Annotated in this window: 5 protein-coding genes; 3 read left to right on the top strand and 2 right to left on the bottom strand. The window is 66.3% G+C overall.

Annotated features, from left to right (window positions below; all coding sequences use genetic code 11):
* Positions 1-173 precede the first annotated feature (173 nt).
* The gene (locus AC1DSO_RS19940) at positions 174-932 is read left to right on the top strand and encodes a FadR/GntR family transcriptional regulator (RefSeq protein ID WP_477070465.1); all 759 of its coding nucleotides are present in this window, start codon (positions 174-176) and stop codon (positions 930-932) included.
* Positions 933-1,160: 228 nt separating this feature from the next.
* A complete protein-coding gene (locus AC1DSO_RS19935; protein WP_477070464.1) occupies positions 1,161-2,963 on the top strand; it encodes an IlvD/Edd family dehydratase in 1,803 nt (600 codons plus the stop codon).
* A 17-nt stretch (positions 2,964-2,980) separates the two neighbouring features.
* Here AC1DSO_RS19935 and AC1DSO_RS19930 read toward each other — a convergent pair whose 3' ends face one another.
* Both AC1DSO_RS19930 and AC1DSO_RS19925 read right to left on the bottom strand, forming a co-directional pair.
* Positions 2,981-5,314 (bottom strand): beta-L-arabinofuranosidase domain-containing protein, encoded by a 2,334-nt coding sequence (locus AC1DSO_RS19930; protein WP_477070463.1) that lies wholly within the window; start codon positions 5,312-5,314, stop codon positions 2,981-2,983.
* Between the two features lie 10 nt (positions 5,315-5,324).
* A complete protein-coding gene (locus tag AC1DSO_RS19925) occupies positions 5,325-6,638 on the bottom strand; it encodes a sugar MFS transporter (RefSeq protein WP_477070462.1) in 1,314 nt (437 codons plus the stop codon).
* A 335-nt stretch (positions 6,639-6,973) separates the two neighbouring features.
* Between AC1DSO_RS19925 and AC1DSO_RS19920 the strand changes: the two genes are divergently transcribed.
* Positions 6,974-8,542, top strand: coding sequence for an alpha-N-arabinofuranosidase (locus AC1DSO_RS19920; protein WP_477070461.1), 1,569 nt, complete (start codon positions 6,974-6,976; stop codon positions 8,540-8,542).
* Positions 8,543-8,589: the final 47 nt, after the last annotated feature.

Below are 8,589 nucleotides of genomic sequence, written 5' to 3'. Positions count from 1 at the left end.
ACATCACGTCATGCGCGCTCGCCGGATTCGTCGTACATTTGCGTCGTTCTCCGCGGTCGAAGTGCATCTCGGCATGGGGGCGAATTCGCTTGTTCTCGGACAATTGGTCTCGCTAGAGTCGCCACCGGGGCGCGAGACGGGCGCTGGTAGACGTCGCAGGGAGCGAAAGACGCGTGTCGAAGGCCAAGGAAACTGGCGCCGAAGCCGAGCGTGAGGAAGGCTTCTCCGGTCGTATCCATGGGTCGATCGCGCGAGCCCTGGGCATCGCCATCGTCTCGGGGCAGCATCAGCCCGGCGATGTGCTGAACAACGAGATCGACGCCAGCGAGAAATTACATGTCTCGCGCAGCGCCTATCGCGAGGCGATCCGGATTCTCGCCGCCAAGGGTTTGGTCGAGAGCCGACCCAAGACCGGAACCCGGGTCAGTCCGCGCCACCGTTGGAGCCTGCTGGACCCCGAGGTCCTGGCCTGGTTTTTCGAATCGGAGCCGAGCGAGGCGTTCCTGCAGGAGCTCTACGAACTACGGATGATCGTCGAGCCGGCCGCCGCCGCCCTGGCGGCCGAGCGCCGCGACGACGCGCAGCTGGAGCGGATGCGCGCGGCCCTGGTGGCCATGCAGCACGAGACCCTGGCCACCGAAGCCGGGCAGGCGGCCGACCGCGACTTCCACGACACCGTCCTGGAAGCGACCCGCAATGCGCCGTTGTGCACGCTCAGCAGCAGCATCGGCGCGGCCGTGCGCTGGACGACGATTTTCAAGCAGCGCGACCGCGAACTGCCCCGCGATCCGATGCCCGACCATTGGAAAGTCTTCGACGCTATCGCCGCTGGGCGCGCGGATCAGGCGCGTCAGGCGATGGAGCGATTGGTCAACTTGGCGCTGGACGACACGCGCGCGGCTATCGAGCGGCGTTCAGGACGCCCGGCGTAATCCTCGGACAAGGCCTTGCTTGCCATATTGAAGGCGAAGATCGGTGTTCGGGACCTACTCGCAAAGCGTTCGGCGCTGATTGACGCTCCGGACGGCGCGGTATAGTCAGACAAATACGATAAAGCGATGCCGCGAATGAACAAGCGCGCGATTCTGCGCCTTGTTTAAACGTTCGTCGGTGGTCGCGCCTCCCGTCGTCGCCAAGGCCTATCGCCTTCAAGGATTGTCATGAGCGTTCCTCCCGTTTCGCCCCGCGCCCTGCGTTCGCGCGCTTGGTTTGACAATCCGGACAATATCGACATGACCGCGCTCTATCTGGAGCGCTACCTGAACTTCGGCCTGTCGCTGGAAGAGCTGCAATCGGGTCGGCCGATCATCGGCATCGCCCAAACGGGTTCCGACCTGTCGCCCTGCAACCGTCACCACCTGGTTCTGGCCGAACGCGTGCGCGAAGGCATCCGTAGCGCCGGCGGCATCGTGCTGGAATTCCCGGTCCATCCGATCCAGGAGACGGGCAAGCGGCCGACGGCGGGCCTGGACCGCAATCTCTCGTACCTGGGCCTGGTCGAGCTGCTCTACGGCTATCCGCTGGACGGCGTGGTGCTGACGATCGGCTGCGACAAGACCACGCCGGCTTGCCTGATGGCGGCGGCGACAGTGAACATTCCGGCCATCGCCCTCTCGGTGGGCCCGATGCTGAACGGTTGGCACAAGGGCCAGCGCACCGGTTCGGGCACCATCGTCTGGAAGGCCCGCGAGCTGCTGGCGGCCGGCGAGATCGACAACGCCGGCTTCATCAAGCTGGTGGCCAGCTCGGCCCCCTCGACCGGCTACTGCAACACCATGGGCACGGCCACGACCATGAACTCGCTGACTGAGGCCCTGGGCATGTCGCTGCCCGGCTCGGCGGCGATTCCCGCGCCGTACCGCGACCGCCAGGAAAACGCCTACCGCACCGGCCTGCGCATCGTCGACATGGTCCACGAGGACCTCAAGCCGTCGGACATTCTGAGCCGCGACGCATTCCTGAACGCCATCGTCGTCAACTCGGCCATCGGCGGCTCGACCAATGCCCCGATCCACCTGAACGCCCTGGCGCGCCACGTCGGCGTCGAGCTGTCGATCGACGACTGGCAGCAGACCGGGGAGGAGGTGCCACTGCTGGTCAACCTGCAGCCGGCCGGCGAATATCTGGGCGAGGACTATTACCGCGCCGGCGGCGTGCCCGCCGTGTTCGGCCAGCTGATCGAGCAAGGGCTGATCCGCGAGGACGCCAAGTGCGTCTCCGGCCAGACCATCGGCGAGCAGTATCGCGGAACCCCCATCGAGGACGAGGATGTCATCCGTCCGTTCTCGCGGCCGCTGGTCGAGCGGGCCGGCTTCGTGGTCATGCGCGGCAACCTGTTCAACTCGGCGATCATGAAGACCAGCGTGATCGCCAAGGAATTCCGCGATCGCTACCTGTCGAATCCGGACGATCCGGAAGCCTTCGAGGGCGACGCCATCGTGTTCGACGGGCCGGAGGACTACCATCGTCGGATCGACGATCCGTCGGTCGGCATCACCGCCAATTCGATCCTGTTCATGCGCGGCGCCGGCCCGATCGGCTATCCGGGCGCGGCCGAGGTCGTGAACATGCGTGCGCCCAACTACTTGATCAAGCAGGGGATCCACCAACTGCCTTGCATCGGCGACGGCCGACAATCGGGCACTTCGGGTTCGCCGTCGATCCTCAACGCCTCGCCCGAGGCGGCGGCCGGCGGCGGYCTCGCCTTGCTGAAGAGCGGCGACAAGGTGCGGTTCGACCTGCGCAAGTCGCGCGTCGACGTCCTGGTTTCACCGTCAGAGATCGTCGAGCGGCGCAAGGCGCTCGAGGCGGCCGGCGGCTTCGCCTATCCGGAAAGCCAGACGCCGTGGCAGGAAATGCAGCGCGCTGTCGTGGGCCAGATGGAGACCGGCGCCGTACTCGAGCCCGCCGTGAAGTATCAACGCATCGCCCAGACCAAGGGCTTGCCGCGGGACAACCACTAAGAGCCTCGCGAGGCGCGCTAGGCGCGCGCCTCGGCTTGCTTGAACAGGCGAGCCTCGAAGACCGCGGCCCATTGGTTAGCGGTCATCTCGAACCGCACCGTCACCTTGCTCCGGCCGTCGGTCAGGCCCTGGGGCAGGGCGTAGGTCTTGACGTTCAGGGGCGCGGTGCGCTCGCCCGTGAGGGTTTCATGCGCCACCTCCTGGCCCTCGACCAGGATCCTGAAGTCCTTGTTCCGCGCCGAGCCGTCATAGGTGACCTGCAGCGTCAGCGGGCCCGGCGCGGTCGCCATCTCGAACGCGATGGACCCCTTGTTCAAGATCCGGCTGCGGACCGTCAGGTTGCCGGTGTCCTGGGTGCCGGGACTGGCCTTTAGATTGTGGTCGACCTCGGGCTGCTGCTCGCCGAAGCGGATGATGTCGACCGTGCGGTCGCGGATGTCGGCGCGCGCCTTGGCGTCGGCGACCAGCGCCGGCTCCAGGTTCGCCCATTGCGCGGGCGTCAGGCGCCGGAAGTAAACCGCTGTCCGATTGTGGTGTTGCTCGAAGTAGGGGCGCAGCTTGAGAGCCTCAGGTCTGCCGTGGTCGGCGAGCGTGAAGCGCTGAGGCCCCGCGACCGGAACGAGCGACGGCGCGCCCGTCGCGTCGATCACCACCGGATCGAAGCTGTCCCATGGCTGCTCGGCTGGACCGAGGTCGGCGGCCAGGACCAGGGGACCGTTCAGGAAGGCGATCAGGTCCGGAGCGTCCGGCATCGCTTCCGTCCGCAGCGACATTGGCAAGGTCAACGTCACCTTGTCGCCGGCGCGCAGGGTGAGTTCGACATAGCCGTTCTTCGGCGCGGCGGCCCGGACGCTACCGTTGACCTTCACCGAGGGCTTGGCGCACCACCCGGGAATCCGCAGCGAGACCGGCGTGGCCGATCGCGCCTTGGTCACCGTCAGCGACACCTGGTCATCGTACGGGAAGTCGGTGTCGATCTCGAGTTTCAGGCCCTTTTCGGCCCAGTCCAGCGTGGACGGGTAGTAGAGGTTGACCCGCACGCCATCACCGTCGCGCCAGAAGACGCTGTCGCCCAGCTTGGAATAGTTCTCCATGCCGGTCCCGACGCAGCACCAGAACGAGTCGGTCGGAGTCGAGTGGCCGCGCGCGTAGCCCGAGGCCAGCGGCGAGAAATAGGTGAACATCCCCGTGCCGGGATCCTGCTGCGACAGGATGTGGTTCAGGTGGGCGCGTTCGTAGAGGTCGAAATAGCGGGCCTCGCCGGACCAGGCGTAGAGGTGCCGGGTCAGCTTCAGCATGTTGTAGCTGTTGCAGCACTCGCAGGTTTGCTGACCCAGTCGCGTCGACAGCTTTCGCGGCGGGCCGAAGTGCTCGAACTCCGAATTGCCGCCGATGACGTAGGAGTGGTCGTCGACGACGGTCTCCCAGAAGAACATCGCCGCCTTGGCCGCGCGCGCGTCGCCGCCAGTCTCGTAGAGCCGCGCCTCGCCGATCAGCTTGGGAATCTGGGTATTGGCGTGCTTGCCGGCCAGGTCGTCGCGACCCTCGGCCAGCGGCGCGACGATGTCCTCGTGCTGGACGCGGCGGGCCAGGTCCAGCCAGCGCGCCTGGCCCGTGCGAGCATGGAGTTCGGCGAAGCTCTCGACGATGCCGCCGTGCTCGATCCGCAGCACGGTCTGGACCTGCGCGGCGTCCAGGGCTTCGAACATGCGGCCCAGGTAGTCGGCCAGGGCGATGGCCACCGCCAGGGCCTTGGGATCGTCGCAGAGGGCGTGGGCGTCCAGCGCCCCGGCCAGGACCTTGTGATAGGTGTAGATCGGCACCCAGCCGCCATTCAACCCGCCCGAAGTGTCGATCTTGCCGGCGCGGATTTCTTCGTAGACGATCTTGCCGTCCACCGTCTTGCCGTCGCGCTCGACCGTTGTGCCGCCCGTGTAGCCGTCGCCGTTCGCCGCCTGGCACGCCGCCAACTCCTCGACAATGTAGGCCGCGCGGCGCTTGAACTCGGGCTGCCCCGTCTGGGCCCACATCAGCGACACGGCCGACAGGTAGTGGCCCAGGCTGTGGCCGGCGATACCCGCCTTCTCCCAGCCGCCATAGACCTCGCCCTTCGGCTGGAGGCCCGCGCCGGCGCGGAAGTTGTGCAGCAGGCGGTCAGGCTCCAGCGACAGCAGATAGTGCTGGTTGGTCTCCTGCGCCGTCAGGAACCGCGACGGCTTCAGCCGCACCTGCGACAGCGGGAAGCTGGCGAGCCTCCGGGCCGGTTCCGCGGCGAAAGCGGGTATGGCGAGGCTCGCGGCGCCGATCGCGGCGCTCGTCTTCAAAGCCGTTCGGCGCGACAGTCGGGTCATGGCGGATCTCTTATTCGACGTGCGGGTCGGGCAGGGCGTTGGTGGGTTTGGAGCCCCACAGTGCATAGAACAGGACGTAGACCTCACAGGCCGCCGTCAGCAGGAACGACCATTGCAGGCCGAAGGTGTCGGCCAGCCAGCCTTGCACGATGACCAGAGCCCCGCCGGCGATGGCCATGATCAGCAGGCCCGAGCCTTCCTCGGTCAGCGGGCCCAGGCCCTTGATGCCCAGGGTGAAGATCGTGGGGAACATGATCGAGTGGAAGAAGCCGACCGCGATCAGCGACCACATGGCCACCGGGCCGTGGGCGAAGGTGGTGATCAGCATCACGATGAAGGCGCCGATCGAGAAGGCGGCCAGCACATGCTCGGCGGCGAAGCGGCGCATCAGAACGCTGCCCAGGAACCGGCCGACCATCATGCCGCCCCACAGTATAGCCAGGTAGCGCGAGGCCTCCTCGTGGGTGATCGCCGCGATGTTCGGCTGTGAGACGAAGTTGATGAACAGGTTGGCGACGCCGATCTCGGCGATCAGATAAATGAAGATCGCCGGCACGCCCCAGACCAGGTTGCGGTGGGTCCACAACGACAGGCTCTTGCGGCCCTCGCGCGAGGTGCGCTGGGTCGCCTGGCCGATGGCCGGCAGCTTCACCCGGCCCATGACCAGGGCCAGCAGCACCAGGGCGATCGCCACGATCACATAGGGCAGGATCACCGACTGGGCGTCGGCATGACGCTCGGCGGCGGTCAGGGCGACGCCGGCCTGGGCGGTGCCGCTCTTGGACCGGCCCAGGATCAGGTAGCCGGCGAACAGTGGGGCCAGGGTGGTGCCCAGCGAGTTGAACGCTTGGACCAGGTTCAGCCGCGACGAGCCGGTCTCGGGCGGGCCGATCACGGCCACATAGGGGTTGGCCGCCACCTGCAGCAGGGTGATGCCGCTGGCGATCACGAACAACGCCGTCAGGACCAGGGCGTAGGAGGTGAGCATGGCCGCCGGAACCATCATGGCCGCGCCGACCGCCATGGCCAGGAGGCCGATGACGATCGCCTTCTGATACCCGATCCGCTCGATCAGCTTGGCGGACGGGATGGAGGCGACGAAATAGGCGATGAACCACACCGACTCGATCAAGGTCGTACGGGTGTAGTCGAGCACGAACACACTGCGCAGATGCGGCAGCAGCGTGTTGTTGATGACCGTGATGAAGCCCCACATGAAGAACAGACTGGCCAGCAGGCTCAAGGCCGAGCCGTAGCGTTGCTGGGGAGCGTCGGCAGCCGAGGCCGGCGTCCCTCGGGGCGCGCTTTGGGGAATGGCGGGCATCGTTTCCTCTTCATCGGGGCGCTGTCGGACGCGGGCTTCGGCGACCTTGGGCCGTTCTCGATCTTTTGTCCGAGTATATGGCCCGCGCCAAAGCGTCAACGCAAGGGGCGGGGATGGGGATCAGAGAAGCGCGCTTGTGCTCAAGCTCAAGGAAGGCTCGGGATCCCACAAGATACGACCATCAGGCCACCGTCTATTATTGTAGGACAAAACTAAGCCTGCTACCAAGTCGCGCCGTGGAGCCTCGCATCGTGGGGCGCGGTCGTCCGCCGAGCGTGGCGCGCGATATTCAGGGAGCGGCTACAGCTCCCCATGAGTTTCGGAGGGAAAAGAGCATGGCCAAGGCCAAGAGGTTCCTGAGCGCGGCGGTCGCGCTGCTGGCGATGGCGGCGAGCGCGCAAGGGGTGGCCCAGGCCGCCGAACTGACCGCCGCTGCGACGTTGAAGGCCGATCAGCCCGGCGCGCCGATTTCCCGCTACATCTATGGCCAGTTCTCCGAGCACCTGGGCGCGGGCATCTATGGCGGCGTGTGGGTCGGGCCAGACTCGAAGATCCCCAATATCCGCGGCATCCGCACCGACGTGGTCACCGCGCTGAAGGACATCAAGACGCCGGTGATCCGCTGGCCGGGCGGCTGCTTCGCCGACGAATACCGCTGGCGCGACGGCATCGGCGAACGCTCCAAGCGCCCGTCGCGCAAGAACAACTGGTGGGGCGGTTCGCCCGAGACCAACGCCTTCGGCACTCACGAATTCATGGACTTCGCCGAGCAGGTTGGCGCTGATCCCTATGTCTCGGTCAACATGGGTTCGTCCGACCCGACCGAGATGCGCGAGTGGGTCGAGTACATGACGTCGCCGGGCGACGACACCCTGGCCCAGGAACGCCGCGCCAACGGCCGTGACAAGCCTTACAAGGTGCCGTTCATCGGCATCGGCAACGAAAGCTGGGGCTGCGGCGGCGAGATGACGCCGGAGTACTACGCCAACGAGTACCGCCGCTTCTCGGCCTTCTTCCACAAGAACAGCGACAATCCGGCCGCCCGCGTCGCCTCGGGCGCGAACTCGTTCGACGTCAACTGGACCGACGTGGTGACCAAGAACGCCGGCCGATTCATGGACGCTATCTCGCTGCACTACTACACGTTGCCGACTGGCAACTGGGACAAGAAGGGCGCCGCGACCGGGTTCGACAAGGCGGCCTGGGGCAAGACCATGGCGCAGACCCTGCGTATGGACAGCCTGATCAAGCAGCACGTCGCGGTCATGGACAAGAACGATCCGAAGAAGCGGATCGGTCTCTATGTCGACGAATGGGGCACCTGGTACGACGTCGAGTCGGGCACCAATCCGGGGCACCTTTACCAGCTGAACACCCTGCGCGACGGCGTGGTGGCGGCGGCCAACTTCAACATCTTCCACCACTATACCGACCGGGTGAAGATGACGAACATCGCCCAGACCATCAACGTTCTGCAGGCGATGATCCTGACCAAGGACGACCAGATCGTCCTGACCCCGACCTACTACGCCTACAAGATGTACCTGCCGTTCCAGGACTCGACGGCGATCCCGCTGGACGTCACCGCGCCGGAGATCGACGTGGCGGGGACGAAGATCCCGGCGTTCAACGCCTCGGCGGCCAAGGGCGCCGACGGCAAGACCTATGTGGCGGTGGCCAACATGTCGCCGGACGACAGCGTCAAGCTCAGCGTCGCGCTGGGAACGCTGAAGGCCAAGTCGGTGTCGGGCCAGGTGATGACCGCCGACAAGATGGACGCGATGAACGCCTTCGGCGCCAAGCCCACCGTCGCGCCGGTCGCCTTCAAGGGCGCCAAGCTCTCGGGCGGCACGCTGACCCTGGACATCCCGTCCAAGTCGGTCGTCGTCGTGGCCGTGGAGTAAGAAGGAAACGCGGCGCTGGCGGAATCCCGCCGGCGCCGCGCCTTCGC

Source organism: Caulobacter sp. P4_E5, from assembly GCF_056401555.1.
This window is presented reverse-complemented; position numbering and strand designations above follow the sequence as displayed.

Bases quoted from the DNA above. Each gene is read 5' to 3' on its own strand.
- AC1DSO_RS19920 (WP_477070461.1), top strand. From the start codon at position 6,974: ATGGCCAAGGCCAAGAGGTTCCTGAGCGCGGCGGTCGCGCTGCTGGCG.
- AC1DSO_RS19930 (WP_477070463.1), bottom strand. From the start codon at position 5,314: ATGACCCGACTGTCGCGCCGAACGGCTTTGAAGACGAGCGCCGCGATC.
- AC1DSO_RS19925 (WP_477070462.1), bottom strand. From the start codon at position 6,638: ATGCCCGCCATTCCCCAAAGCGCGCCCCGAGGGACGCCGGCCTCGGCT.